The sequence below is a fragment of the Bauldia sp. genome, from assembly GCF_965232525.1.
In the GTDB taxonomy this organism is placed as follows: domain Bacteria; phylum Pseudomonadota; class Alphaproteobacteria; order Rhizobiales; family Kaistiaceae; genus Bauldia.
Map to the genome: position 1 here is coordinate 66551 of NZ_OZ246980.1, position 24231 is coordinate 90781.

Below are 24231 nucleotides of genomic sequence, written 5' to 3' on the forward strand. Positions count from 1 at the left end.
TCCGCTGGGTACAAAAGAGAAGTGTTTCATAAAACTGTCAAGCGACTGACTACCTGGTGCGCCACGTGTGGCACAACCCAGCGTTGCGCGCAATGACACACCGCCCTCTTGTCGGCGTGCCCGCAGACGTGCGTGAAGCTGATGGCTATCGCTGGCACGCGGCCGCGGAGCCCTACCTGACCGCGATCATCAAAGGCGCCGGCGGTATCCCGGTTGTCCTGCCCGCGCTTGCGGACCACATCGATGCCGAAGCCGTGGTCGGACGCCTCGATGGCGTTCTGCTGACCGGCAGCCGCTCGAACGTCCACCCCGATCACTACGGCGGCGTCGCCGACGCAGCATCCGAACCGCACGACACGGCGCGGGACGCGGCGAGCTTCGCCCTGATCCGAGCCGCTCTGCGCCAGGCAGTCCCCGTGCTCGCCATCTGCCGCGGCATGCAGGAGTTGAACGTCGCGCTTGGCGGTACGCTGCACACGGAAATCCACGAGATCGAGGGCCGGCTCGACCACAAGGCCCCCGACGCGGAGCATCAGGCCGATCGATTCGCCATCCGCCAGCCGGTGACCATCGCCTCGGATGGCGTGCTGGCGCCGGTGCTCGGCGCAGGCGAAACCCAGGTGAACTCCCTCCATCGCCAAGGGGTAGCCGACCTCGCGCCCGGCCTGGCGGTGGAAGCGACGGCACCGGACGGCACCGTTGAGGCCGTACGGGTGGTCGGCGCGCCTGGCTTCGCGATCGGGGTCCAATGGCATCCGGAGTACTGGGTCGAGACCGATACGCCGTCGCAAAAGCTGTTTGCCGCCTTCGGGGACGCGGTGCGCGCCCACGCCGCCGCGCGCGGTGGCTAGCGTTCTATCGGATCGTCGCGCCTTCGCCACCTGACCCAATTCCGTTCCTGTCCATCGGTGTGCTCCGGCTGTCGAAAAACCCGCCGTTGACACAGGACCTCCTATTCTATAACTAGTAAGTTATGGAACAAATCAGTTATGGAACTGAACAGGCCAACCTGGACGCGGTGTTCACGGCGCTGGCCGATCCGACCCGGCGGGCGATCCTGACCCGGCTGGCCGCGGGCGAAGCCTCGGTGAACGAGCTCGCCGCGCCGTTCGCCATGAGCCAGCCGGCGGTGTCGAAGCATCTGAAAGTGCTGGAGCGGGCCGGACTGGTCGAGCGCGCGATCGACAAGCAGCGGCGCCCGGCGCGGCTCAACGCCGAGCCGATGGTCGCGGCGGTGCGCTGGCTCGAAGAGTTCCGCCGGTTCTGGTCCGGCAGCTTTGACCAGCTCGATGATCTGCTGCGCGAATTGAAGAAGAAAGAGGGAAATCCGAAATGAGCGACCTGCCCACCTACGTTCTTGAACGGGTCTTCGATGCGCCGCGCGAAATGGTCTGGCGCACGTGGACCGAACCGGACCTTCTCGCTCATTGGTACGGCCCTGGGGTGGAGACCATCGTCCACCGCCTCGATGTCGAACCCGGCGGGCTGTGGCTCAACGAGATGCGGTGGGGCGGCAACTCCCACTACCAGCGGGTCGAATACACCGAAGTGAAGCCGCCGGAGCGGCTGGTCTGGCTTCACGCGGTCGCGGACAAGGACTGGAACGTCGCGTCCAATCCGCAAATGCCCGATTGGCCGCGCGTACTGCTGACGACGGTGACCTTCGCTGAGGAAGGGGAGCAAACACGGATGCGGCTGACCTGGGTACCGTATGAGGCGAGCGCTGCCGAAATCGCCTGCTTCGCCGGGGCAATCGACGGCCTCGACAAGGGTTGGGGCGCGGGCATGGAACTCCTTGCCAAGCTGCTCGCCGACATGAAGGCGGGCCGCACCCCGGAGGCGGCCGGGGCCGACCCCGGCTAGCCGCCGAGACGGTATGACAGGGCGCCGCCGAGGAGCAGCAGACCGAGCAGCAGGACCAGAGCGGCGGCGCCGACCTCGAACACCCGCAGGACCCAGACGCCGGCGCTCGACTCGGCGCCGGCAAACCGCAACGCCAGCCCCTTGGCGGACACCGCCAGGGTAGCGAGCGCGGCCACCGTGATACCGGTGCCGAGCGCCATGACGAAGGTCGCGGCGATGCCGGCGGCGAATAGACCCTGCGACAGGGCGAAAACCAGAATGATGATCGCGCCCGAGCACGGGCGGATACCGACACTGACAATCGCCGACCACGCGCGCACCAGCGGATTGCGCGGCCGGTCGGGTCGTGCCTTCGCACCGTGATCGTGGTCATGGTGATGGTGGTCGTGCCCGTCATGGTGATGGTGGGCGTGTCCGTCTTCGCCGGGGAGATGATGATGGTTGCAATGGGCGTGGCCGCCGCGGAACCCTTTGCTCCACAACAGCCACACGCCGACGAGGACGATGAGTCCGTAGCTGCCGATCTCCAGCCAGTCGGTCGCCAAGGTCATCGTCTGGGCGGTGACGTTGAGAATCGCGGCAGCGATACCGACGACGACTACCGCCGACACCGCCTGGACGAAGGCGGCAGCGAAGGAGATGGCGATGCCGCGTCGCGCCGACTCGCCCGAGGCAACCACATAGGACGTGATCACCGCCTTGCCGTGGCCAGGGCCGGCGGCATGAAAGATGCCGTAGAGGAAGCTCAGTCCAAGCAGGAGCCAGACGGCGGTGCCGTTCCGGTCGACTTCGGACAGCGTCTCGGTGAGGCTGCGGTAGAACGCGGCCTGGTGCGCCGCGATCCAGGCGAAAACCGGGGCGAGCGGCCCACCGAATGCACCGCCCCCGGTGTCCGGCGTCGAAATCCCGAACGGCGATTGCGCGGCGAGCGCCGGCGCGGCAAGGCACGCCGACGCGGCGAGAACCGCGACCCAGTGTGCCCTCATCCGCAGGAGACCGTGATCCGATTGCTAAGGATGGACGCGGCGGCGCGCAGATCCGGCGGCAGTTCGCGCTCGGAAGCCGGCACCGCGCCAAGAATCATCGCCGTCTGAATGTCGAGCTCACCGGGTGGAATGAACATACCTTCGCAGCCGGTTGGCGCACCCACCAGGCTCACCGGCACGTCCTCGGTGAACGAGAAGGCGACGAAATACTCCGGATCGAACACCTCCACGGACGTGTCGTCTACGACATCCACCGGTTCCGCCAACGGCAGCGTGTAGAACAGGGTGAGTTTGCCGCTATAGAACTCCAGCCAGTACTCCTCCGGCGCCGTGAAGGTCTGCATCTCCTCGTCGACCATGAAGAACGTGAAGAAATCGAACTCCTCAAGCGAATCAACGTTGACCTGGGCGAGCGGCGCCAGCTCGGCGTCGGTCAATTCGCCGTTGTCGTCGGCGTCGAGGCCCTGGATCGCATAAGCGGTAAACGCCTCGTCGAACTGCCAGATGTTGCGCACAGCGCTGATCCGGCCGTCCCCGTCGAAGACAATCTCCGAGCGTGCATCGATGAAGACATGTGGATGGGCGGTTGCTGTAGCGGCACCCCCAACCAGCACGGCAGCGGCCATCAACGGTCGCGTGATTCGCATCGGAACCTCCAAGGCCCTGAGGGCCAGACAACTGCGGCCATATCGAGGCGCCATCCCGCGGGGACCCTCGATTCTCGGACGCTGCCCGTCAAGACCCTTTCAGTCGATTTTCGGCCTCGGAAAGCGCTTCCTCGATCTCGTCGATCCAGGTGACATCCTCGTCACGGGCGGCACGTGCCTCGCGGATGAGCCGCAGGTTGCGCCGGGTGGTGGCCGGTTCCCACGGTTCGCGCACAACCGCCAGCGCGGCGGTCGCCGCGGTCTCCGCCGTGTCCGGATCACGATCGAGCACCGCCACCTCCAGCAGGGTCGCCTGATCCCAGTAATCGCCCCCGCCCGGACGGCCGGCGCCGGCACGCTGGGCGGCGGCATAGCGGACGACCGGCAGCATCGCCTCTTGCGCCGGGTCCGGTGTCTCCTGAATCTCCATCAGGGTCAGGGCGTTCACTCCCGGATACGGGTCGCGCCAATCGGCCTCGAAGCCGGCGCGATAGGTGGCGATCGCCCGCCGCAGGTAACCGCGCGCCTCCATCGCCCTGCCCTCGGCATTCGCTGTTTCCCACAGATCCTTGTAGACGCGGCCAAGCAGGCCGTTGGTCTCGCTGTTCTGGCCGAACTCATCGATGACGCCGTTCAGCACTTCCGCCGCCTCGTCCGACCGGCCGACCCGGTTCAGGGCGAAACCAAGCTGCTCGCGGACCATGCGCGCGTGCTGAAGCGCCTTCGGCATCCGATCGTACAGGTCGATCATCTCCTGGCACCCGTCGGCGGTTCCCACTGCCCGAAACGACAGCAGCAGGTCGATGACGATACCGGCCTCGACATTGCGAAGATCAGCCAGGCGCGGGTCGTCGGCCACCGATTTCACCGCCTCGACGCCTTGCCTTCGCGCCGATGCCAGCGCCCTCCGGTAGGACTGCGCCACGGCAACCCGGTCGCGGAAGATGTCGGTCTTCTCGTGGCCGACCTCGAGCCGCGGCATGCCGTCGATCAACTGGAACAGCGGACTGTCGTCATGAGCGTTCTCATGGGCGGCGCGCAGGCGCTTGGCAATCACATCGCAATCGCCGGGCGCATCGACCAGGCCGCCGGATTCATCGAGCCGATACGGGACGCCGCGCTGGGCGGCGATGTCGAACGGCAACGCCGTGTTGTCGGCGAAGACGATCACCGTGCTGTGCGGCCTGAGCGCGTGGCGGATGCCGAGTTCGTAGTAGACGTTGGGATTGGCGCCGGTGACGTCGGCGACCGCGTAGTCGCAGAGCATCAGCCGCTCGAACATCGGCTTATGGATGGTGCCGCCGATCTCCTCCTGGTCGGCGCGGATCGGCTCCATCGCTGCGGCTTCCACCGCCGGGGCGACGATCTCCCGATAGACCGCATCGAAATCGATCGTCCGTCCCGATCCGTCCGGCTTGCGGCCAAACGGCATCAGCACGAAGCAGAGCGGCATCATGGCCCGTCGCGGTCCTCCCCCATGGCGATGCGCCCCAACGATATCAACGCCCGGTCGCGATGGGGAGGGCCAATCAGCGACAATCCCAGTGGCGCGCCGTGAACGGTTGCCACCGGCAGCGAAATCTGTGGCAGCCGGGCGAGGCCGGCGATGCACATCACCATCAGCGCATAGTTGCGGAATTTCTCGAGCTCCGCCACCGAGGCGGTCAGTCGTGGTGCGACAGTGGGGAATGTCGGCACCACGATGAAGCCATCGTCACCGAGAACGGAGAGGACCCGGTCGCGGGCGCTTTCCCGCTGGGCCTCGGCGGTGCGGTACTGCCGATCGGTAACCTGCCGAGCGATCTCGAAGCGACCCCGCACCCCCTCCATCAGCGGCGGATTTCGCGCCTCGATCCACGGTCCGTGCGCCTTCCACGCCTCGTATCCCTGAATGGTACGGAACGCCTGTTGCCATGACGCTAGACCGTCGGGGGCAAGGATCACCGATTGCCAATCCGGGAACGCAGCTTTCAGGCGATCGAGCGCCGGCGTCAGCGCCGTCGCTTCGGGATCGCCGGCTAGGTTGGCGAAGGCGTCCTCGGCGACGATCATCCGGGTGAGCGGCGGCCCGGCGACATCCTCGCCGAGCATCACTGCCGCCACGCGCTCATAGAGGTCGAGATCGCGGGTGAACCATCCGCCGGTGTCGAGGCTTTCCGCCAGCGGCATGACATTGGCGAGCGACACCCGCTCGTGGGTAGGCCGCAGCCCGACGATGCCACAAAACGAGGCAGGGCCGCGGACGGAGCCGCCGGTGTCGCTGCCGAGCGCGATATCGACCAGGCCGGCGGCGACCGCTGACGCAGAACCCGAAGACGAACCGCCGGGCACCCGATCGGGCGCCGCCGGATTGAGCGGAGTACCGAAATGGCTGTTGACGCCGTCCAGCGAGAACGCGAGTTCGGCGGTATGGACCTTGCCGACAAACCGCGAGCCGGCGTTGAGAAGCGCCGCGACAGCGGGCGCGTGTTCGGTGGCTGGCTTTGCCTCGGCACGCTTCAGCGGATTGCCGCAGCCGGTCGGATAGCCGGCGACGTCGAAGATGTCCTTGACCGCGAAGGTGGTACCGGCGAGCGGCCCGTCCGCCGCATTGGCAACCGGCACATCGGGGTAGTCGATGAAGGCGCGAACCGGATCGTCATCGATAAGCATGCAGCCCCTAACCTATTCGTTTTCTTGGCTATGCCGCGACCGCGGCGCCGTCGCAGCGCGGATCGGATGCACCCAGAAGCCGGCCGTCGGCCCTGCGAACGATCATGCCGGCATGCCCCATCTGATCGGCGTAAGGCACGTCGAGAACATGCATATCATGACCGGCTCTGGACAGTGCAGCGACCAGATCGGGATCGAAGCGGCTTTCCACCGCTACGCCGGGCCGGTCTTCGCCCCAGGTCCGCCCCCAGCGCCAGCGTGGCGCGGCGATTGCCTCACCGGGTTCCATGCCGAAGCAGACGTGGCGGGTGAAGATCGCCGACTGGAACTGGGGCTGCCCGTCGCCGCCCATCGAACCATAGACCAGGGCCCGCCCGTCGTCGAAACGGGCGAAGGGTGGAGTGAGGGTGTGAGCGGGGCGGCGCCCGGGGACAAGCGGATCGTGTGAGCCGGGATCGAGGGAGAAGCCGATGCCGCGGTTCTGCCAGACGATTCCCGTGCGCGGCAGCACGACACCCGACCCGAACGCCCAGTAGAGGGACTGGATGAACGAAACCGACAGACCATCCTGATCGATGGCGCCCGCCCAAATCGTATCGCCATCGCCGGGACCGGCGTCAGGCGCGGACGCCTGGCGCATATCGATGCCGGCCGCGGTCGGATCGAGCCAGGCCGCTTGGAGAAAGCGATCGATGTCGCCGACGACGTCCGGATCGCGGATCTCAGTATCGCGAACCGCCGCGGCGCGGGTGGTCGCTTCGATCAGCCCGTGGATATGGTCGAAGCTCTCACCGCGGGCGATGCCGAGCCGATCGAACAGGGCGAGGATAATGAGGGAGGCTAGCCCCTGGGTCGGCGGCGGTGTGTTGTAGAGCATCGCCTTGTCGAACCGCACCGACAGCGGATCTTCGAGGGTCGCGGTATGGGCGACGAGGTCGGCGCGGGTAATGGCAGCGTCAAGCTGCTGCAGGTCGGCGGCGATCTCGGCGCTGATGTCGCCGCGATAAAAGTCCTCGAAACCGGCATGGGCGAGATGATCGAGGGTATCGGCGAGGCGCGGCTGCGTGAACGTCGCGCCAACCTCGGGCGCCTTGCCGTCGACCATGAAGTGGTCGGCAAACCCCGGCGCTTGGGTCAGCCCCTCGCGGTCCTCCGCTATCGCGGCGGCCTGCGATCGGGTCACCGCACTCCCGTCCTTGGCGTAGGCGATCGCGTCGGCAAGCAGATCGCGACGCGGCAGGCGCCCGCCAAGCGAGCCCGCGATGTCGATGGCCTGCTGCCAGCCGGACACGGCGCCGGGAACAGTGACCATGGCGTCGACGCCGCGGGCCGGGAGCGTGTCGTAGCCACGCTCATGGTACCGTGCGATCGTTGACCGGGCGCCGGCCCGGCCGCAGGCGCTCACCGCGCGCGGGGGCCGTCCCGGCTCGACGACGATGAAGAACACGTCGCCGCCGATCCCGTTCATATGCGAGTAGACGACCGCAATAGTCGCCGCCGCAGCGATCATCGCCTCGAGCGCGTTGCCGCCGGCGCGGAGCACAGCCGCGCCTGACTCGGCAGCCGCCCGGTGGGGGGCGACCACCATGCCGTTTTCGCCGACGACAGTCTCCGCCATGGCCCGCGCCCGTCAGGCCGTCGCGTGCTTGCGCCAGGAATGCTTCGGCTCGTAGCCGAGCAACCGTCGCGCCTTTTCGATCGAGATCAGCGACTCGTTGGGCTCCAGCGGCCGTTTGCGCTCCGCGCCGGGATAGACCTCCGAGGCGAGGTCCTCGTTGGCGCGGTTCATCACCGAGTCGGCGTTGGCGATGCCGAATACCTCGGCGCCCTTGATGTCGGATTCCAGTGCCAGCCGCACCGCCTGGGCGCCGTCACGGGCGTCGATGTAAGTCCACAGGTTCCAGTGCCGCGAACGCGGATCGGCATCGAAACCGGGGAAGCGCTCGTAGTCCTCGGGGTCCATGACGTTGGAGAAGCGCAGGCCGATAATCTTCTGCTGCGGGTCCCAGCGGCAGAACTGCTTGGCCATCTCCTCGCCCATTAGCTTCGAGAGCGAATAGGCGGTCTCCGGATGGGCGATTTCCTCGTCGACCGGAAGATAGGCGGGGCCATTGGGGTACGGGATGCCGTAGACGGTCTCGCTCGACGCCCAGACCACGTTCTTGATGCCAAGCTGCCGCGCGGCCTCGAAGATGTTGTAGGTGGAGACCGTATTGGTGGTGAAAGTCACGTGATTGGTGGCAAGGCCGGGCGCGCGGATCGCTGCGAGATGGGCGACGCCGGTTACCTTCTCGACCCGCTCGTCGATCATCGAGAGCGCCGCCATCGCCTCGCCGAAGTCGGTGAGGTCGGCGCGGCTGAACCGAACGCTCGGATCGCTCGGCGGTGTGATGTCGATGGACGTGACCTCATGGCCGTGCTCCATCAGGTCCTTGACGCAGACACGGCCAAGCTGCCCGCTCCCCCCGGTTACAATAATCATCGTGATATTCCCCTAGTGTCAGACGGCGGTCGCGGCCCAATCGACACCGCTCCCACCGGGCGAGGACCGCCCGGTCTACCGTTCCTTCATTGCTAAATCGAACAAGCCCCGCGGGCAAGGCGTGCGTCGCGATGGTCGCAGCGGTTCTCCCGCGACCTACCGGCGGCGGAACAGCTGCTGGGCCAGGGTGAAGCCCACCAGGAAGACGACCGCCAGCGAAGCGACGGTCGATCCGGACTCCGGCTCGGCGTAGGAACGGGCCTCCTCTTCCTCGGCCTCCCGGCGCGCCCGGCGATGGCGGCGCTTCGGCCGGTCCCGGTTGGCCGCCGCCCGTGAAACGCCATAGACGATCAGCGCCAGCACGGCGAACACCAGCGCCATCACCCCGAACGCCGAGACCGTGCCGATCTCCCGCGCCAGCCAGACCGTGAACGCGCTAAGCCCGAAGCACAGTGCGACAAACAGGAAGGTCAGTGTCACCAGCGCGAAAGCCGCCTGCTGGACGGCGCGCGAAACCGCCGCCTTGGCCTCCTGGCGCGCGACGCCGATGCCGAGCTCGGCGGTCTTGAGCAGCCCCCGAAGGATCATGATCGTTTACCGGCGATTGATCAGCCCGAACACGAACCCGATCCCCAGCGCGATCATCACCGCGGTGAACGGATTGCGGGTGATCTTGACCTCGATCTCATCCAGCTTGTCGGACGCCTGCTTGGCGGCGGCGTCGAATGCTTCGTGGCCCTTCTCGGCGGCATCGTGGAGGATGCTCTCGCCGGCGGCCGCCGCGTGACGGGCGGTCTGGTCGAGCTTCTCCTTCAGTTCCGACTGAATACCCGCCGTGTCCGAAACGAGTCCCTTCACCGTTTCCGTCAAGTCGGCTATATCTGCGCGGAGTTTCTCCAGATTCTCCGCCGTTTCCTTTTCCGCATTCGTCGCCATAACCGTCTCCTGTACGCACTGTCACCAAGCGGCACGGCTCTCGGACGCCGGGCCATTTCGATCAGCATAGCGCGAAAGACTGGAAAATGCTTACGCCGATCGGCGCAATTCGATATTTCGCGGTGCTGCGTCGCTTCGCTCTGCCGCTCGGATTCGTTCACGATATGGCGCTCAACCAATTGCAATGCCCCCGCCGCCGTGCTTTTAGTCCGTGGGAGGGGGCCTCGAAAGGCTGCGAGGTCATGCGCAGAGTGTTGCGGCGACTCGGCGGCGGCGTGCTGTTGGCGAGGTGTATCCGTCGGCAAGCGCTGGCAGCTGTTTGCGCGGCGCTGCTCGCAGCGACCGGAGCAACCTATAGCACCGCCCAGGACGGCGCGTATCTCACCGTAACGATTGGTGACGATGAAACTATCCGCCAGGTCGCCGACAAATACCTGAGCGATCCCGACCTGTGGCCGGAAATCTTGCGCTCCTCCGGCGTCGAGTCGATCGCCGACCTGCGCCCCGGCATGCAGCTTCTCATCCCCGTCAGCGAGATCACCGCCGCCAATCAGGCGCTGATATCGGCGCTCGGCCAGATCCAACGCGCCAACCGGGCCGGCGCGCAGATTTTCGCGCCCGACGAGATCGGCCGCGCTGTCGACCTCCACGAACAAGCGCTGGAGCAGCGGCTGGCCCGTCGTTGGGTGGCGACCCGCGACCTGGCCGAGGCCTCCTATGGTGAAGCGACCAATGCGATCGAGGTCTCGGAGGCCAAGCGCGACCAGGCGGCCGAGGCGTTGGTGACCGACCGGTCCGGCGAGGTCGAAGGGCAGCGGCCGGCGGACCTGTCGTGGCGCGACCTCCAGCTCCGCGCGATCCTGGTCGAGGAGGAGAAGGTCCGCACCCTGTCGGATTCGACCGCCCAGATCACCTTCCGCGACGCCAGCCGCGTGCGGCTCAACGAAAACTCCAACGCAATCATCCGCCAGATGCGTTTCGACCCGCTGACCCGGACCGAAGCGGCCAAGGTCAGCCTGGTCGAGGGCGATTTCTACGCCCTGCTCTCTGGCGACGGGGACGCGGCCAGCCGCAGCCGGTTCGATGTGGAAATCCCGAATGTCGACGCGGTGATCGACTCCGGCAATTTCTGGGTCAGCAACAGTGGCGACAGCGCCAAATTCACCAACTATGACGAACGGATCGTCGCGGTCGCCGCCGCCGGCGAAACGGTCACCCTCGGCAAGAACGAAGGAACGATCGTCGACGCCGGTCAGACACCACGCGACAAGCTCGCCGTGCTGCCGCCGCCGGCACAGATCGGTCCGGACGACGGCGCAACCGTTTACGTTGCGACGCCGGAGCTGAGCTGGGCGCCTGGCAACGGCGCCGCCGGCTATTGGCTTGAGATCGCGGCAGACCAGAATTTCGATCGCATTGTCGAGAACGCCTTCGGGGTCGTCGGCCCCACGCACACCACCGACCGGCTGGGCATCGGCGAGTATTTCTGGCGGGTGTCCGCCCTCGACGGGTTCGGACTGCCCGGCGCGCGCAGCCCGGCCTTCGCGTTCCGAGTGGCGCCGGACGACACGCCGCCGTTCCTGTCGATCGAAACGCCGCCACCAGACGTCATCATCCGCGACGCGTCGGTGACGGTGTCCGGCGAAAGCGAGCCGGATGCGCTGGTCACGGTGAACGGCGCGCCGGTGGCGATTGCCGACGACGGTGGGTTTGTGACAACGGTGATAGTCCGCCCGGGCGACAACACGATTGCCATCGCGGCGATCGACCCGGCCGGCAACGAGACCCAGGACACCCGCAGCATCGTCTTCATGCCCGACCGGGACTCGGTGATCGCTTTCGACCCGGCCATTCGCCGCCTGGCGCCGGACCGTTTCCTCGCCAGCGGGGATGTCCTCTCCCTGTCGGGTACCACCACCGCCAATTCGGAAATCGACGTGCGAACCGGCGACGCGATCCTCGCCGCCGCCGCCAGTGACAGCGCCGGCGTTTTCGAGATCAACGTGCCCCTCGCCGCGGACGATACCCGGTTCGATATCGTCGTCACCGCGCCGTCCGGCTTTGCCACGACAGAACCGTTCGCGGCGACCATCGACCGGCAGGCACCGGAGATCGCCTTCACCCAGTTCCCGCCGCGCCTGACCGCCGAAGCCGAAATCCGCCTCACTGGCGAGACCGACCCGGAGGCGACTGTGACCCTGAACGGCACGCCATTGGCAACCGTCGACGGCCGGTTCGACGAGACCGTACCGCTGTCGCCAGGCAGCAACCCGATCGAGTTGATCGCCACCGACCGGGCCGGCAACGTTCAGGTCGACCGCTCGGTGGTGACCTTCGACAACGAACCGCCGCAGCTTGTCAGCGCCGAGGGCGCCCCGGTCGAGAGCGGCGGCCAGCCAGCGCTGGCACTCAGCGTCGAGGCCGAGGACGCCACCGGCCTCGCCAAAGCCGCCCCCTTCGTGGTGACTGCCGGTGATCAGACCCTCACCGGATATCTCCGCTACAATCGGGCAGCCGGCCGCTATCAGGCGGTTGTCGTTGTCCCGGCCGGCGACGGGACCGCCCGCCTCGCCCGGGTTGAACTTCAGGACGACGCCGGCAACCGCCGCGTCTACGACATTCCATGAGCTACCGAACAGGACATGAGCCGCGCCCCATGAGCCGTTCAACCTTTGTCGCGTTTCTGGCACTTGCCGCCGCCTTCGCCACGCCCGCACCGGCGGTCGCCCAGGACACCACCCAGCCGCTCTTGGTCAACTACGGCGCCGCCGCGGCGCCGCGGCAGGGGGACAACGATCACGCCCAGGCGATCTATCTCAGCGTTCCGGCGACAACGACCGGCCCTCTGTATGTCCGGGTCTTCGATCCGGACATCGGCGACTCTTTCGACGAGGTGGAGGGTCGCGCCAACACCCGGATGCGCTACGCCCTGTTCGGCGGACCGGACGCCTACGTGCCCGAGGTGGCTGAGCTCGAAGCGCTGACCGAGACGGAACGGACGGCTGGCGAGCTCCTCGCTGACACCGCGTACCGCCGCGACCGCAACGTCGACGGCGCATGGGTGACAATCGCCGAGGTGAGCCCCGATCAGGGCGACCTGGTCGGCGACCAGCGCATCTTCCGGCTGCTGGTCGAAGGCACCAATGGCGACGACGGCAACGTCTACGACGTGACCGTGAGCACCGCCGACGACGCCAACGTCGCGCCGGACGATCTGCGCATCTTCGGCACCACCATCAGCGCCCGGATGCCACGCCGCGGTGTCATCACCGAATTGCGCTTCATGGTGCCCGACGACGCCCGGGCCATCGTCGTCGGCAATTTCGACGCCGCCGCCGGCGAGGCGTTCCTCACCACCAAATTCATCTCCTATCCGCTGGAGTCTTCCGACCAGGGCAACTGGGCGGTGACCACGGTCCCGATCCGCGCCAACGACCGGGGCAAGATGGCGGCGATCACCTTGAGCGGCGGCCAGGAGTTTCCGAACGACGCGACCTTCTACGTCACCACCGAAGCCGGCGCGCTGATTCCGTTCGAGTTACCGCCACGCATCTTCGACCTCAACGGCCGGCCGAGCGCCTTCGGCGTCGCCGACGGCATGGGCACCTGCATGTCGGTGAAATTCAGCGGCGCGGTATCGTCCGACCCGGAAGGCGATCCGCTTACCTATGTCTGGCACTTCGGCGACGGGGCCAGCGAAGAAGCGATCGCCACGACCCACACCTACCAGCAGGAAGGCCGCTTCACCGCCATCCTCGAAGTGTTCGACAGCGCGCCGCAACTCGGCAATGGCGCGGCGATGAACGTGCCGGTGTTCGTCAAGAACCCGCCGGAGGCGGCATCCGACAAGCGGACGCTGGTGGCCGCGGCGGAAGAGAACACCTTCGACGGGTCGCCGTCCGATGCCCGGCAATGGCGCATCGCTCGCCACCAATGGGATTTTGGCGACGGGACCCGGCAGGAGGGCGAGGCCGTCACCCATGCCTATGCCGAGCCCGGCATCTACACGGTGCGCCATACGGTCACCGACGACTCCGGTCACCAATGCAACACGGCGACGGAAGAATTCACAGTTCGCGTCAACGCCCAGCCCGACGCGGTCGCTGGCACCGACCGGCGCATTTCGATCGACGAAGAGACGACGCTTGACGCCGCCGCCAGCACCGATCCTGACGGGGCGCTGGTCACCTACGCGTGGGACTTCGGCGACGGCAACACGGCCACCGGCGCGACCGTCGCCCACCGCTACGCGGAGCCGGCGACCTACACGGTGACGCTGCGGGTTCGCGATGATTCCGATGTCGCCAACAGCGGCGATACCGACACGCTGACGATCATCGTCAACGATCCACCGATCGCCGAGGCCGGCGACAGCCAGTCAGTGGCGATCGAACAACCGACCCATTTCGACGCCGCCGCCAGCCTCGACAATGATGGACGACTGGTCGCCTATGCGTGGGATTTCGGCGACGGCAATACCGAAGACGGGCCGCGCTCCTCCCATGCCTATGCAGCCGCCGGGCTCTACACGGTGACGCTCACGATCACCGACGATTCCACCACCGATACCAGCACCGCGGTCGACACCCTCACCGTCCGGGTCAACCAGCCGCCAGTTTCGGAGGCCGGTCCCGATCAGTTGGTCACGGCGAGCGAAGTCGCCTTCGACGGCTCCGGGTCGGGCGACGCCGACGATCGCGTCGCCGAGTACGACTGGAACTTCGGCGACGGCAACACCGGCGACGGGGCGACGCCGACCCATGTCTACGCCAAACCCGGCACCTACGACGTTGTGCTGACGGTCACCGACGCGTCCGGCACCATCCGGTCGAGCGCCAGCGACCGGATGCGCGTCATCGTCAACGCCAGGCCGATCGCCGACGCCGGTCCCGACCTGGTCGGCGCGCCCGGCGAGACGCTGACGTTCCAGGGGGCGCGCTCGCTCGACCCGGATGGCAGCATCGCCGCCTATGCCTGGGATTTCCGCGACGGCAACACCGCCACCGGCCAGGTGGTCCGTCATGCGTTCGCGGAGCCTGGCACCTACGCGGTCCGCCTCGAAGTCGGCGACAACACCGGCCATGACGAAGCGATCGATTTCGCCGAGACAGTGGCGTTCATCAACGCCCCACCGGTCGCGGTCGCCGGCGCTGATGTCGCCGCTGCGCCTGGCGAGGGCGTGCGGCTTTCGGCGGAAGAATCCTTCGACACCGACGGGACGCTCATCGGCTATCGCTGGGATTTCAGCGACGCTGACGAACCGATGGACGGCGCCGTCGTTACCCGCACCTTCGACAAGCCGGGTATCTACACCGCCCAGCTCACGGTGACCGACGACAGCGGCGCCCAGAACGCGATCGCTACCGATACGCTCGAGATCGCCGTCAACCACCAGCCGGTCGCCGATGCCGGTCCGGATGTCTTCACCGACCGCTCGACCATCACCTTCGACGGCACGCGCTCGGTCGACGGCGACGGCCATCCCCTCGCCTATACCTGGGACTTCGGCGACGGCACCATGGCCGCGGGCGCGATCGTCACCCACACCTACGCGGACGGCGGCACCTACCCGGTCGTCCTCACCGTCGACGACGGCACCGGCCTCGCCAATGCTACGGGCGTGACGGCGATGGAGGTGCGCATCAACCGTCCGCCGGTGGCGGTCGCCGGCGACAACCGGCAGGTCTGCACCGGCGACATCGTCGTCCTCGACGGCAGCGACTCGACCGATCCGGAAGGCGGCGTGCTCGGTTACACATGGACCTTTGGCGACGGCACCGTCGCCAACATCGTCAACCCAACCAAGTCCTATTCCAAGGGCGGCACCTATCCGGTCCGGCTGACGGTGCGTGACGATTCCGGCCTTCCCAACGGCGTCAACACATCCGAGCTCTCGGTCACCGTCGATCAGGGCCCGGTAGCGAACGCCGGCGCCGACATCCTGGCCTGCGCCCGCGCGGAGGTCGCCTTCGACGGCTCGCGATCGACCGACATCGACGGGGTGGTCAACAGCTTCACCTGGGACTTCGGCGATGGCAATCTCGGCGGCGGCGACACGCCCGTGCACATCTACGACCAGCCCGGCACCTACCGGGTGTTCCTGACCATCGAAGGCGAAAAGGCCGGCATCTGCGACTCCATTTCCCGCGACGAAGTGGAGGTCACCATCATCGAGGGGCCGGTGCCGGTGATCGACGCACCGTCTGCGGTGCCGATCACCGAAGCGGTCACCTTCGACGCCTCCCAGTCATACATGACCGACGGCAATATCACCGGCTGGCAGTGGGACTTCGGCGATGGCAATACCGCCGCCGGCGCGACGGTCACTCACCAGTTCGCCGAAGCCGGCACCTATCCGGTCTCGCTGACACTGCTCAGCGACTCGACCTCGCCCACCTGCCAGCGGATTTCGGCGCAGCATCTGATCACGGTCAACGCCCCGCCGGTGGCCGACGCCGGCGACGACCCGTACGTCGCCGTCGACGAGGAACTGGTGCTCGACGCGGCGGCGTCCGACGACCCTGACGGCGGCATCGTCGCCTACGCTTGGGATTTCGGCGACGGCAACACCGGTGAGGGCATCGAGGTGCGCCACCGCTACCGGGAAGCCGGCATCTACACCGCGACCCTGACAATCCGCGACGAGACAGACCTCGCCAACTCCACCGCCACCGACACCGTCACTGTGACCGTCAATCCCAAGCCGGCGCCGGCGGTCATCGGCCCCGACGTCGTCTGCGTCGGCGAGACCGCTTCGTGGCGCGCGGAGGGGAGTGGCGATGACGCGTCGTTTGCCTGGTCGTTCGGCAACGGCATGCGATCGGAAGGCCAGGAGGCCAGTCACGCCTTCCAGACCCCGGGGCGTCACAGTCTGGTGCTGCTCGCCGACGACGGCCGCGGCCGTGCCAACAGCAACCAGCAGACCACGCGGATCATCCACGTCAACCTTCCACCCCACGCCGAAGCCGGCCCTGACCAGATGGTCTGCCCCGGCGATGTGGTTCGCTTCGACGCGGGCGCCTCGGCCGACCCCGATGGCGGGATCACCGCCTACCGCTGGGACTTCGGCAACGGCAGCCAGGCCAAGGGCGAAACCGTCGAGCACGCTTTCGACAAGCCCGGGACCTACACGGTGACGCTGACCGCTCTCGACGATGCCGCCTCGGCCTGCTCGGCCACCACCGACACGCTGACCGTCATGGTCAACGCGACACCGGAGGCCGATGCCGGGGCCGACCGGGAGGTGTGGATCGGCGGCGCCAACGATGCTGTTCTCCTCGACGGCTCCGCCTCCTCCGACGCGGACGGTCAGGCGCTGACCCACAGCTGGCAGATCGGCGACACCGACAGCGCATTCGGGGAGCGGGTCCGTCACACCCTGACAACCGGCGGGGCGATTCCCGTCACCCTGACCGTGTCCGATACCTCCGGCCTTGCGTGCGGCTCGGCTTCGGCTACGGTGACGATCACCGCCCGAGAGCGGTAACGTCCGCCGGCAACGTCGGCGCGAGAGCGGCTATGCCAAGGCTCAACCTGCGCAACAAACTGCTGCTGTTCGCGGTGGTGATCGCCGTTATCCCCCTGCTGATCGCTGGGCAGTCGCTGATTCGCATCGCGCGGGATGAGATGAAGAGCTCGGCCAACGACCAGCTCGTCACTACGGCCGGGCAGATCACCGACGAGATCGACTCGCTGGTCGACAACGCCTGGATGGCGTCGATCCGCCTGATCCGTAACGCGATCGACGACGAAGCCCTCGGCCCCCAGGAAAAGATCGCGCTGCTCCGCTACGGGATCGCCGACTTACCCGACGTGGTCGCCCTGCAGATCTCGCTGGTCGGCTCGGCCGTCTCGCCGGTGGTCACGCAGCAGGATTTCGCCGATCGGCTGACCGCCGCCGGGCTCGATCCGCTCGCCGTTCTGAAGGTTCCGCCGGAAACCGTCGACGCGTTCATCGATGCCGGTGACGACAGTCGGATCGACATAGCCTTCGTGCCCGAAACCGAGGCCTGGCTGGCGACGTTGCTGATGCCGCTTAACGCGCCGTTCGCCGGGCGACCGGCCGTGTTTTCTGCGCAGATCAACCTGTCGCAACTCGCGGCGACCATCGCCGACCATCCGTTCCAGCAGCTCGGCAACATCATCGTCTTCGATCAAGACGGACACCAGGTCTTCGACCCGGCGATGACCGATCTCAGCGACCGCGACATCATCGGCCGAGCCGCCGCCCTCCTCGCCGCCAGCACGCCGGTCAACTCGATCGAGGCCTATGCCGGCGCCGACGGCAAGCCCTGGCTCGGCGCCTTCTCCTTCGCGCCGTCGCTCGGCTGGGGTGTGCTGGTCGAGAAAAGCGAGGCCAATGCCTACTACGCTGTCGACGTGATGATCGAGAGCCTCGGGTTGTGGATCGCGGTCGGTCTGTTGATCGCCGGGGTCGGCGCCATCGTTTTTGCAGTCCGCATCTCGCGGCCAATCTTGAGGATCGGCGAAGCCGCCACCGAGGTCGGCGAAGGGAACTTCAAGGCACGGGTCGACGACGTCGACAGCCGCGACGAGATCGGCGACCTCGCCCGGCGCATCAACACCATGATCGGTCAGATCAACGAGCGGTTCGAACTTGCCAAGTTCGTCTCCGGCGGGACCATCGACGCGATCCAGCGCTCGGACGAGGATGGGGTCAAGCTTGGCGGCGAACGGCGCAAGGTGGCGATCCTGTTCGCCGATATCCGCGGCTACACGGCATTCGCCGAGTCACGCGATCCCGAACTGGTCGTCGAGGTCCTAAACCTCTACTTCCAGCGCCAGGCGGACCTCGTCGCCGCGCACCACGGCGACATCGACAAATTCGTCGGTGATCAGCTCATGGCGGTGTTCCACGGCGAGACCATGGCGCGGGACGCCGTTCAATGCGCGCTGGCGATCCAGGAGGTGATGGTGGAGCAAGCCCGGGCTCACCCGGAATGGGGACTCGACATCGGTATCGGAGTCGACATGGGCGAGGTCGTGGTGGGGGCGATGGGCTCCAAGCAGCGGATGGACTTCACGGTGCTCGGCGATCACGTCAATCTCGCCGCCCGCCTGTGCTCCGCCGCCGCTCCCAAGCAGACTCTCATCTCCGACGCGATTGCCGCCGAGGTCCACAGCGATCAGGCGTTCCGGCTGGAGCCGATGGAACCGATCGCGGTCAAGGGCAAGGCAGCGCCGATCCGGATCTATGCCGTGGCCCGGTCTGAATCGGCCGCCAGCCACCCGACCGCCTTCGCCGAAAAGACGCTATGATCACACCATGACAACAAAACGATCCGTTCGGCCCATAGCCGCCATATGCACCCTCCTTGCCGGTTTGTTCGTCGCGCCGTTCGCCGCCGCCGATGACAGCGACGTGGATGCCCTCGCCCACGATCTGGTCAGCCAATTCTACAAGGCGCTGGCCCCGGATAACACGGAGCTCGCCGGCTTCCTCGGCGATGGCTTCCAGATCATTGGTAGCGACGGCGTCCGCTTCGATCGCGATGGCTATCTCGGCTTCCCGAAAGCGATCACCGAGTTCGAATTGAGCGATGTGGTCGCCCGCCGCGACGGCAATCTGGTCACCGCGACCTTCCAGATCGGCTACAAGGGGACATTCGTCGGTGTCGACCGCGAGGTTCCCCGCCTCACCCGCATGGCGGTGTTCGCGGAGACCGACGACGGCTGGAAGCTGCAGGCGCTCGCAGCGCTCGGCACCGGCGCCAACGCCATCGACGACAAGGCGACCGAAGTCCTGACCCGCTGGCGCGCAGCGGTGGCAAGCGGCAACGCGGATGCCATTCGCCCGCTGACCTCCCCGGACTTCCAGCTCCAGACCGCAGACGGGCGGGGTGTCGATCTCGGCGGCTTCCTCAAGACGCCGCCGTCCGGTGAGCCGGAGGCGGTCGAGAACATCGTTGCCACCAGCTTCAGCAACACGCTGGTTGTGCGCTACGTCCTCATGGCATCAGACGGATCGCGCCTGCCGCGTCTCACCGTGTTCCAGCGGATCAATGGCGAATGGCGCGCTGCCGCTGAAGCCGCGTTCGCCGCCACCTCGTGACCGGCCGACAATTGCCCTCCCTCCCCGGCGCGACGCGATGACCGATACCCCGTCCGGCATGCGTCGCGGGCTCGCCAACTATGGCGATGCCGGCTTCTCTCTGTTTCTGCGCAAGGCCTTCATCAAGGCGATGGGCTATTCGGACGCGGCCCTCGACCGGCCGATCGTTGGCATCACCGATACCTTCTCCGGCTACAACGCCTGCCACCGGACCGTTCCCGATCTGATCGAGGCGATCAAGCGCGGGGTGCTGATGGCCGGCGGCCTGCCGGTGCCGTTTCCGATCGTGTCGATCCACGAGGCGTTCTCCCACCCGACCTCGATGTTCCTGCGCAACCTGATGGCGATGGACGCGGAGGAGATGATCCGCGCCCAGCCGATGGACGCGGTGGTGCTGATCGGCGGCTGCGACAAGACCGTGCCGGCGCTGCTAATGGCGGCGGCGAGCGTCGACCGCCCGGCGATCCTCGAAGTAACCGGGCCGATGATCACCGGCAGCTACCATGGCGAGCGACTCGGCGCCTGCACTGACTGCCGCCGCTTCTGGGCGATGCACCGCGCCGGCGCCATCGATGCGGACGAGATCGAGGCGATCGGCGACAAGCTGGCGCCGGGACCGGGCACGTGCATGGTGATGGGCACGGCGAGCACCATGGCGCTGATCGCCGAGGCCTTGGGGATGATGCTACCCGGCGGCGCGGCGATCCCCGCCGTCAATGCCGATCGGCTCCGCCACGCCGAGGCGACCGGCATGCGTGCCGTCGACATCGCCCGCGAGGACCTGCGCCCCGGCGCCATCATGACCGAGGCCGCCTTCGCCAATGCCCTGCGCGTATTGCAGGCGATCGGCGGCTCGACCAACGGCCTGATCCATCTCGCCGCCATCGCCGGGCGGCTCGGCATCCCGATCGATTACGACGCGTTCAACCGCATGGGCGACGAGACGCCGGTGCTGGTCGACCTCAAGCCGTCCGGTGCCGGCTACATGGAGGACCTCGAAAAGGCCGGCGGCCTTGCGCCGATCCTCTCCGAACTGGCGCCGATGCTCGCTATCGACTGCCTGACAGTGAGCGGCCGGACGCTCGGCGAAGAGATTGCGGCGGCGCCGGCGCCGTGGCCACAGGACGTGGTGCGCCCGCTCGCCGATCCGATCCATCCGCAAGGCGGCATGCGCGTTCTCTCCGGCAACCTCGCCCCCAATGGCGCGGTCATCAAGCAATCGGCGGCGACCCCGGACCTTCTCAAGCACACCGGCCGGGCCGTTGTGTTTTCCTCGCTCGCCGACATGGCAGAGAGGATCGATTCCCCTGATCTGGTGGTGTCGCCCGAGGACATACTGATACTCCAGAACGCCGGGCCGAAGGGCGCGCCTGGCATGCCCGAAGCCGGCTACATCCCGATCCCGAAGAAACTCGCCGCGGCCGGCGTCAAGGACATGGTGCGCCTTTCCGACGCCCGGATGAGCGGCACCGCGTTCGGCACCATCGTCCTCCACATCAGCCCGGAAGCAGCGATCGGCGGCCCGCTGGCACTGGTCGAAGATGGCGACCAGATCAGTCTCGATGTCGCCGCAGGCCGGATCGATTTGCTGGTGCGGGAGTCGACCCTCGCCGAGCGCCGGGCGGCTTGGCGACCGCCGGCGATCCCCAACGCGGAGCGTGGGTATCTGCGCCTCTATCTCGACCAGGTGCTCCAGGCCGAGGACGGCTGCGACTTCGACTTTCTGCGAAAGGTCCCGCGGCGGGAGCAGATCAGTTAGGTCGGACCTTCAATGCGATCGCTTAAGCCGAGATCGACTGCGGTCCGGTCGTGTTTCAGGTCCGCAATGGCCCTTGCGGCAACCGGCTACGACCTCCATCTACCCGCGGCAAGGAGCGGCCTTTTGGCCCGATCTCCCGCTTGTTCCGGCGGCGGCGGCTCGTGTATGGTCCGGCCGCCGATCACGGGTTTGGCTTCGCGGAGAGGTGCCGGAGTGGTCGAACGGGGCGGTCTCGAAAACCGTTGAGCGCGCAAGCGTTCCCAGGGTTCGAATCCCTGTCTCTCCGCCATTTTTTGAGGTGGCTTCGTGGCGAAAACCGAGCAAAACCGCGGATCATCTAGCATCGGGCACCGCGGCGCCTTCCAACGATCCACGATCCCGCATTACACTCTGCATTACAAATCGCAGGACAACCGGGCCGAGTCGCCCGGCGACGGCGTCACGGGGGTCTTTGTGCCGCGCAGGCTGATCCAGCGGGAAGGCATCTGGCACTACTATCGGCGGGTCCCTCGCCGCTTCGCCGACGTTGATCCCCGCACGTTCGTCACGGTGTCGCTCGAGACCCGCGACCTCGGCCGGGCCGAGAGGATCAAGTCGCAGGTCGAGAAGGAAGTCGAGGCCTACTGGATCGCGCTCAAGAAAGGCGAATCCGACGATGCGCGCGAGCGGTACCTCGGCGCGCTGGAGCGGGCCCGGCTCGAAGGCTTCGAGTATCGGCGGGCGGACGAGCTCGCCGGCGGCAGCGTCGACGAGCTGCTGAACCGGATCGATCGCCTCGAGGAGATGGTCGACGTCCGCGACGGCCGCAACGAACCGCCGACCGTCACGGAACGTCAGGCCGTCGAAGCTCTGCTGGGCGGCGCGGATATGCCGCCGCTGACCCTCTCCCGGGCCCTGGAGCAGTTCGAGGACTTCGTTCGCGACCGGCTCAAGAAGAAATCCCGCGACCAGATGCGGCGTTGGCGGGCCCCGCGCACCAAGGCGATCAACAACATGATCAGCCTTGTCGGCGACAAACGCGTCGACGAGGTCACCCGGGCGGATGCGCTGGCTCTCCGACGCTTCTGGGTCGAGCGGGTCTCCGACCACGGCTACACACCCAACTCGGCCAACAAGGACATCGGTCACCTCGCGCAGATCCTCGACACGCTCAGCGAGGCGCTCGAACTCGGCCTCGGCGAGCCCTTCGCCAAGCTGCGGCTCCGGGACGACAAGGCGCGGGTCCGGCCGCCCTTCCCTCTCGATCAGCTCAGGGCGATTGCCACCGACCCGACGAAGCTCGCCGGGCTCAACGCCGAGGCCCGCGGCATCGTGCTGGCCATGGTCGAGACCGGCGCGCGTCCGATCGAACTTTGCGGGCTCGAGGCGCCGGACATCGTCATCGAGGCGGAGATCCCGCACCTGGTGATCCGACCGGGCGAGCGGGACCTAAAGACGCGGTACTCTGAACGGGCCATCCCGCTGGTCGGCGTGTCGCTGGCCGTGTTCCGGGAGGCACGCACCGGGTTCCCGCGATATCGGGACAAATCCTCTCAGCTATCAGGCGTGGTCAACAAGTACCTCGAGGCCCACGATCTGCTGCCGACCGACGATCACAGCCTCTATTCGATCCGCCACACCTTCCAGGACCGGCTGACGGCCGCCGACATGCCGGACCGGGTGCAGGCCGACCTGATGGGCCACAAATTCGATCGCCCCGCCTATGGCGAGGGCCCGACTCTGGAGCACAAGCGGGACTGGCTAACGAAGTTGGCAATCACCTAGGGACACAGGAGATCAGAACAAAAGTGGCTAAGTTTGTGAGATGCAGCGACGACGACGGCGACGAGATTCTCGTCAATCGCGATCTGATTACAGTGATCCGCGCGGCGCCCAATGGCTCGAAAATCTGGTTTGCCGGGGACGGCGATTCAGACCCCGTACGGGTTGCTCAAAAGCCTCTTCAGATCGCCCTTGAAGTCCAGAACGTCGACTAAGCCGCCCGGCCGGCCGCGATGCGGCGAACCCGGCCGATCACGTCGTCTTTCTCACGCGCGGCGATGCACTCGGCGTCGAGGCGCTTGAAGATCGGCAGATAGGTGTCGCCGTTCGGGAACATGGTGATGATCTTGGCGACGAGTTCCCTGGCGCGCTCGAGCTCGGCGAGAGTGATCGGGCCCGGCGGCCGGACCCGGCGGCTCAGCGCCCGCGCCGGCGCCGTATCGAACAGATCCCGGGTCACGACAGCCCCGGCAGCTTGGCCTGCCTCAGGCCGGGTAGTTTTTGTTCGAGCCGGCCCTCGAGCTCGTCCAGACAGATCGGCGGATCGGCCTTCCAGAAAGCGTCCCGGGCCCGGAGCTCGCGGCAGACGCCCTCCACGATCTCGTCGCCGGTCAGAAGGCGCGCCAGCTCCGGCAGCAGCTTGTAGCACGGGGTCCGCGGGCCGTAGCTGACCCGATGGCGGCTGGCCAACGCCCTCGCCTCGTCGGCCCACAGCAGATCCAGCATGGCGGGGTAGACCCGCCAGTTCTCGCTTACAAAGCCGCCAGGGCCGGTGACAATCTCGTCGGCCGTGCATACCAGCCGATCCATTATCGCTGTTTGCTCGGCCCATTTCGGCGCGACCGCCAGCCAAACCATCGGGATGTGACGCCGGAACACCGCCATCTGCTCGTCGAGCCGGCCGAGCCTGTCCTTGCTCGACTTGATCTCGACACCGTTGAGCTCGTGGCGGCCGACGAACGCCATGTCGATCCGCTTCTCGGCGACGACGAGCTCGTGCACGACGCGGGCGTCCGGCCAGCGTTGCCGGCCCCAGCGCTCGACGACGTCGCGCATGCCAAGTTCCTCCGCAG

The 24231-nt window shown here is 67.0% G+C and carries 20 protein-coding genes and 1 tRNA gene; 11 read left to right on the forward strand and 10 right to left on the reverse strand.

What is annotated here, in order from left to right; translation table 11 throughout:
* Window positions 1-92: 92 nt before the first annotated feature.
* The 3 genes from ACO076_RS00305 (at window position 93) to ACO076_RS00315 (ending at window position 1863) form a co-directional block, all read left to right on the forward strand.
* Window positions 93-851: a gamma-glutamyl-gamma-aminobutyrate hydrolase family protein gene (locus ACO076_RS00305; protein WP_421724746.1), complete on the forward strand. Its 759-nt coding sequence runs from the start codon at window positions 93-95 to the stop codon at window positions 849-851.
* Window positions 852-973: 122 nt separating this feature from the next.
* On the forward strand, window positions 974-1336 hold the full coding sequence (locus ACO076_RS00310; RefSeq protein ID WP_421724747.1) for an ArsR/SmtB family transcription factor: 363 nt from the start codon (window positions 974-976) through the stop codon (window positions 1334-1336).
* Window positions 1333-1863 (forward strand): SRPBCC family protein, encoded by a 531-nt coding sequence (locus ACO076_RS00315; RefSeq protein WP_421724748.1) that lies wholly within the window; start codon window positions 1333-1335, stop codon window positions 1861-1863. Before ACO076_RS00310 ends, ACO076_RS00315 begins: the two co-directional genes overlap by 4 nt.
* On the opposite strand, the gene ACO076_RS00320 is transcribed toward ACO076_RS00315, so the two are convergent.
* From ACO076_RS00320 to ACO076_RS00355, 8 genes are all read right to left on the reverse strand, one after another.
* Window positions 1860-2849 carry a nickel/cobalt transporter gene (locus ACO076_RS00320; RefSeq protein WP_421724749.1) on the reverse strand — a complete coding sequence of 330 codons (990 nt, stop codon included), beginning with the start codon at window positions 2847-2849 and terminating at the stop codon, window positions 1860-1862. The two genes, ACO076_RS00315 and ACO076_RS00320, sit on opposite strands and share 4 nt — an antisense overlap.
* On the reverse strand, window positions 2846-3496 hold the full coding sequence (locus ACO076_RS00325; RefSeq protein WP_421724750.1) for a DUF1007 family protein: 651 nt from the start codon (window positions 3494-3496) through the stop codon (window positions 2846-2848). The genes ACO076_RS00320 and ACO076_RS00325 overlap by 4 nt, the downstream gene beginning before the upstream one ends.
* An 88-nt stretch (window positions 3497-3584) precedes the next feature.
* Window positions 3585-4952, reverse strand: a complete 1368-nt coding sequence (locus tag ACO076_RS00330) for a TRAFs-binding domain-containing protein (RefSeq protein WP_421724751.1) — start codon at window positions 4950-4952, stop codon at window positions 3585-3587.
* Window positions 4949-6148 carry an amidase gene (locus ACO076_RS00335; protein WP_421724752.1) on the reverse strand — a complete coding sequence of 400 codons (1200 nt, stop codon included), beginning with the start codon at window positions 6146-6148 and terminating at the stop codon, window positions 4949-4951. The genes ACO076_RS00330 and ACO076_RS00335 overlap by 4 nt, the downstream gene beginning before the upstream one ends.
* Window positions 6149-6176: 28 nt before the next feature.
* Complete coding sequence (locus tag ACO076_RS00340) at window positions 6177-7766, reverse strand: gamma-glutamyltransferase family protein (RefSeq protein WP_421724753.1); 1590 nt, start codon at window positions 7764-7766, stop codon at window positions 6177-6179.
* Between the two features lie 12 nt (window positions 7767-7778).
* A complete protein-coding gene (locus ACO076_RS00345; RefSeq protein ID WP_421724754.1) occupies window positions 7779-8630 on the reverse strand; it encodes an NAD-dependent epimerase/dehydratase family protein in 852 nt (283 codons plus the stop codon).
* Window positions 8631-8786: 156 nt separating this feature from the next.
* Window positions 8787-9218, reverse strand: a complete 432-nt coding sequence (locus ACO076_RS00350) for a hypothetical protein (RefSeq protein WP_421724755.1) — start codon at window positions 9216-9218, stop codon at window positions 8787-8789.
* Between the two features lie 6 nt (window positions 9219-9224).
* The gene (locus ACO076_RS00355) at window positions 9225-9566 is read right to left on the reverse strand and encodes a DUF883 family protein (protein ID WP_421724756.1); all 342 of its coding nucleotides are present in this window, start codon (window positions 9564-9566) and stop codon (window positions 9225-9227) included.
* Window positions 9567-9808: 242 nt separating this feature from the next.
* Here ACO076_RS00355 and ACO076_RS00360 point away from each other — a divergent pair, with 242 nt between their 5' ends.
* From ACO076_RS00360 to ACO076_RS00395, 8 genes are all read left to right on the forward strand, one after another.
* Window positions 9809-12193 (forward strand): FecR domain-containing protein, encoded by a 2385-nt coding sequence (locus ACO076_RS00360; protein ID WP_421724757.1) that lies wholly within the window; start codon window positions 9809-9811, stop codon window positions 12191-12193.
* A gap of 29 nt (window positions 12194-12222) precedes the next feature.
* Window positions 12223-17052, forward strand: a complete 4830-nt coding sequence (locus tag ACO076_RS00365) for a PKD domain-containing protein (protein ID WP_421724758.1) — start codon at window positions 12223-12225, stop codon at window positions 17050-17052.
* A gap of 32 nt (window positions 17053-17084) precedes the next feature.
* Window positions 17085-18845: an adenylate/guanylate cyclase domain-containing protein gene (locus ACO076_RS00370; RefSeq protein ID WP_421724759.1), complete on the forward strand. Its 1761-nt coding sequence runs from the start codon at window positions 17085-17087 to the stop codon at window positions 18843-18845.
* A gap of 7 nt (window positions 18846-18852) precedes the next feature.
* Window positions 18853-19638 carry a nuclear transport factor 2 family protein gene (locus tag ACO076_RS00375; protein ID WP_421724760.1) on the forward strand — a complete coding sequence of 262 codons (786 nt, stop codon included), beginning with the start codon at window positions 18853-18855 and terminating at the stop codon, window positions 19636-19638.
* 37 nt (window positions 19639-19675) lie between these two features.
* A complete protein-coding gene (locus tag ACO076_RS00380; RefSeq protein ID WP_421724761.1) occupies window positions 19676-21397 on the forward strand; it encodes an IlvD/Edd family dehydratase in 1722 nt (573 codons plus the stop codon).
* Between the two features lie 199 nt (window positions 21398-21596).
* Window positions 21597-21686, forward strand: a tRNA-Ser gene (locus ACO076_RS00385).
* A 17-nt stretch (window positions 21687-21703) separates the two neighbouring features.
* Window positions 21704-23161, forward strand: coding sequence for a DUF6538 domain-containing protein (locus ACO076_RS00390; RefSeq protein WP_421724762.1), 1458 nt, complete (start codon window positions 21704-21706; stop codon window positions 23159-23161).
* Window positions 23162-23184: 23 nt separating this feature from the next.
* A complete protein-coding gene (locus ACO076_RS00395; RefSeq protein ID WP_421724763.1) occupies window positions 23185-23373 on the forward strand; it encodes a hypothetical protein in 189 nt (62 codons plus the stop codon).
* On the opposite strand, the gene ACO076_RS00400 is transcribed toward ACO076_RS00395, so the two are convergent.
* Window positions 23370-23618 carry a hypothetical protein gene (locus ACO076_RS00400; RefSeq protein ID WP_421724764.1) on the reverse strand — a complete coding sequence of 83 codons (249 nt, stop codon included), beginning with the start codon at window positions 23616-23618 and terminating at the stop codon, window positions 23370-23372. The two genes, ACO076_RS00395 and ACO076_RS00400, sit on opposite strands and share 4 nt — an antisense overlap.
* Window positions 23615-24214 (reverse strand): hypothetical protein, encoded by a 600-nt coding sequence (locus tag ACO076_RS00405; RefSeq protein ID WP_421724765.1) that lies wholly within the window; start codon window positions 24212-24214, stop codon window positions 23615-23617. The genes ACO076_RS00400 and ACO076_RS00405 overlap by 4 nt, the downstream gene beginning before the upstream one ends.
* Window positions 24215-24231: the final 17 nt, after the last annotated feature.

Excerpts from the sequence above, each read along its gene's own strand:
- ACO076_RS00305 (WP_421724746.1), top strand. The coding sequence starts at position 93 with ATGACACACCGCCCTCTTGTCGGCGTGCCCGCAGACGTGCGTGAAGCT.
- ACO076_RS00310 (WP_421724747.1), top strand. The coding sequence starts at position 974 with ATGGAACAAATCAGTTATGGAACTGAACAGGCCAACCTGGACGCGGTG.
- ACO076_RS00315 (WP_421724748.1), top strand. The coding sequence starts at position 1,333 with ATGAGCGACCTGCCCACCTACGTTCTTGAACGGGTCTTCGATGCGCCG.
- ACO076_RS00320 (WP_421724749.1), bottom strand. The coding sequence starts at position 2,849 with ATGAGGGCACACTGGGTCGCGGTTCTCGCCGCGTCGGCGTGCCTTGCC.
- ACO076_RS00325 (WP_421724750.1), bottom strand. The coding sequence starts at position 3,496 with ATGCGAATCACGCGACCGTTGATGGCCGCTGCCGTGCTGGTTGGGGGT.
- ACO076_RS00330 (WP_421724751.1), bottom strand. The coding sequence starts at position 4,952 with ATGATGCCGCTCTGCTTCGTGCTGATGCCGTTTGGCCGCAAGCCGGAC.
- ACO076_RS00335 (WP_421724752.1), bottom strand. The coding sequence starts at position 6,148 with ATGCTTATCGATGACGATCCGGTTCGCGCCTTCATCGACTACCCCGAT.
- ACO076_RS00340 (WP_421724753.1), bottom strand. The coding sequence starts at position 7,766 with ATGGCGGAGACTGTCGTCGGCGAAAACGGCATGGTGGTCGCCCCCCAC.
- ACO076_RS00345 (WP_421724754.1), bottom strand. The coding sequence starts at position 8,630 with ATGATTATTGTAACCGGGGGGAGCGGGCAGCTTGGCCGTGTCTGCGTC.
- ACO076_RS00350 (WP_421724755.1), bottom strand. The coding sequence starts at position 9,218 with ATGATCCTTCGGGGGCTGCTCAAGACCGCCGAGCTCGGCATCGGCGTC.
- ACO076_RS00355 (WP_421724756.1), bottom strand. The coding sequence starts at position 9,566 with ATGGCGACGAATGCGGAAAAGGAAACGGCGGAGAATCTGGAGAAACTC.
- ACO076_RS00360 (WP_421724757.1), top strand. The coding sequence starts at position 9,809 with ATGCGCAGAGTGTTGCGGCGACTCGGCGGCGGCGTGCTGTTGGCGAGG.
- ACO076_RS00365 (WP_421724758.1), top strand. The coding sequence starts at position 12,223 with ATGAGCCGTTCAACCTTTGTCGCGTTTCTGGCACTTGCCGCCGCCTTC.
- ACO076_RS00370 (WP_421724759.1), top strand. The coding sequence starts at position 17,085 with ATGCCAAGGCTCAACCTGCGCAACAAACTGCTGCTGTTCGCGGTGGTG.
- ACO076_RS00375 (WP_421724760.1), top strand. The coding sequence starts at position 18,853 with ATGACAACAAAACGATCCGTTCGGCCCATAGCCGCCATATGCACCCTC.
- ACO076_RS00380 (WP_421724761.1), top strand. The coding sequence starts at position 19,676 with ATGACCGATACCCCGTCCGGCATGCGTCGCGGGCTCGCCAACTATGGC.
- ACO076_RS00405 (WP_421724765.1), bottom strand. The coding sequence starts at position 24,214 with ATGCGCGACGTCGTCGAGCGCTGGGGCCGGCAACGCTGGCCGGACGCC.